We start from the raw sequence: 1,627 nt of genomic DNA on the forward strand, positions 1-1,627 counted from the left end.
TTGCCTTCGGGCTGAGGTGGTATTACGTCGTCCACGCACAAGTGCTCCAGCCTCTGGATGATGTCAACGTACGCGCCGATGCGGTCGACTACTATCGCTATGCCTGGAACATGGTTCACCACTCCACGTTTAGCAACGACGTACCTGGAGGGGCCGACATTCGCGCCAACAGCTTTCGCGATCCGGGATACGCCACGCTGCTCGCGATCTGGATGAAAGCGACCTCGAACTACAGTGGCTGGTATGGAGCAGTGCTTATTACTCAAGCACTGCTAGGCGGCCTCACAGTGACGTTTCTGCTGCTGGCCGTGCGCCGTCGCGCATCAATTGCGACGCTCTCCACAGCCGCCATACTCATGGCCGTATGGCCTCATAACGTGGCGATGACCAGCTTCGTGCTTTCGGAAAACCTGCTCAGCTTCCTCTGTGYTTCCCTGYTCCTTTGCCTGAGCAACGCGTCGCACTCACCCTCTACGGGCCGTTACGTCACAGCTGGCCTCATCGCTGGAATGGCAGCATTGACCAATGCCGTCATGATCCCGTTTGGAATTGCCTTTGCCATGGCGGGGCAATGGAGGCGCATCGCGACACGCCGCCACGCACTTGCCTTCGCGGTCGCATCCCTTCTTTTGCCGGCGCTATGGGCCGTGCGTTCGGTGAATCTTCCTACCAACAAGACCTCATCGCAGCGCGCCGCGATGAACCTCGTCCAAGGATCGTRGCCCACGTACCACGCTGCGTATCAACTCGCCATGACGGGCGATGAGGACGGTGAACGGACCATCGAGGCTATGAGCTCGGAGATCGGCGCATTTCAGCAGGGCATCGGGACAGGCCTCTCTACGATGTGGGCCAGAATGAGTAAGCACCCCTTGACGTACCTTGCCTGGTACTTAGAAAAGCCAGCACTACTCTGGAGCTGGGACATTCGAATCGGCCAGGGCGACATCTACGTCTATCCGACTCGAGATTCGCCTTTCCGGTCGATCCGCCTATGGAAGGCAGCGGAAGCCGCCTGCTACCTCGCCAATCCACTAGTCCTCATCTTGGCTTTGATCGGCGCCTTTGAGGCACTATTGCGGCGCACCGCAGGCACGGTCGAGCTCGGCATGGCGACTATGGCCGTTTTAGTGACCATCGTATACAGCGTCCTGCAGTCCGAGCCACGTTATTCGGTGCCGTTTCGTGGCGTTGAGATTATCTTGGCGTGTGCTGGAGCCACAGCGGTCAGCCGACGGCTCCTCACCCGCCGAGGCAATCGGCGGCGGGAGATCCGAGAGAGCATAACGCCATGAAAGCTCACTTTCCGACGGCTCGCCCGGCGCTGCTTATTGCGGCGATGACCGTGCTCGCGCTCTTGGTACGCCTCTTCTACGTGCGCACTGCGATTGTCGACCACCCCCTCCGCGGCGATGCGGTCCAGTACTTTGCCTATGCATTGAATCTGGTTGACCACCACATCTTCTCGATCGTGTCGCCAGATGGCATTGCAAAGCCGGACAGCTTCCGAGACCCGGGTTACCCCTTGTTCTTGGCCCTCATGGTGAAGCTGTTTGGCAGAGGGCAACCGTTTTATCTCGCCGTCCTAGACGTCCAGTGCGTACTCTCCGCCCTCACCGTAGGTATG

General features: G+C 59.2%; 2 protein-coding genes. Both read left to right on the forward strand.

The window, feature by feature from the left end; genetic code table 11:
• Positions 1-1,295 (forward strand): hypothetical protein (locus AC1DT2_RS22760; RefSeq protein ID WP_477298931.1); only part of this gene is annotated, 1,295 nt, incomplete at its 5' end.
• Positions 1,292-1,627 (forward strand): hypothetical protein (locus AC1DT2_RS22765; RefSeq protein ID WP_477298933.1); only part of this gene is annotated, 336 nt, incomplete at its 3' end. The genes AC1DT2_RS22760 and AC1DT2_RS22765, both read left to right, overlap by 4 nt.

The organism is Luteibacter sp. P4_E6 (genome assembly GCF_056401535.1).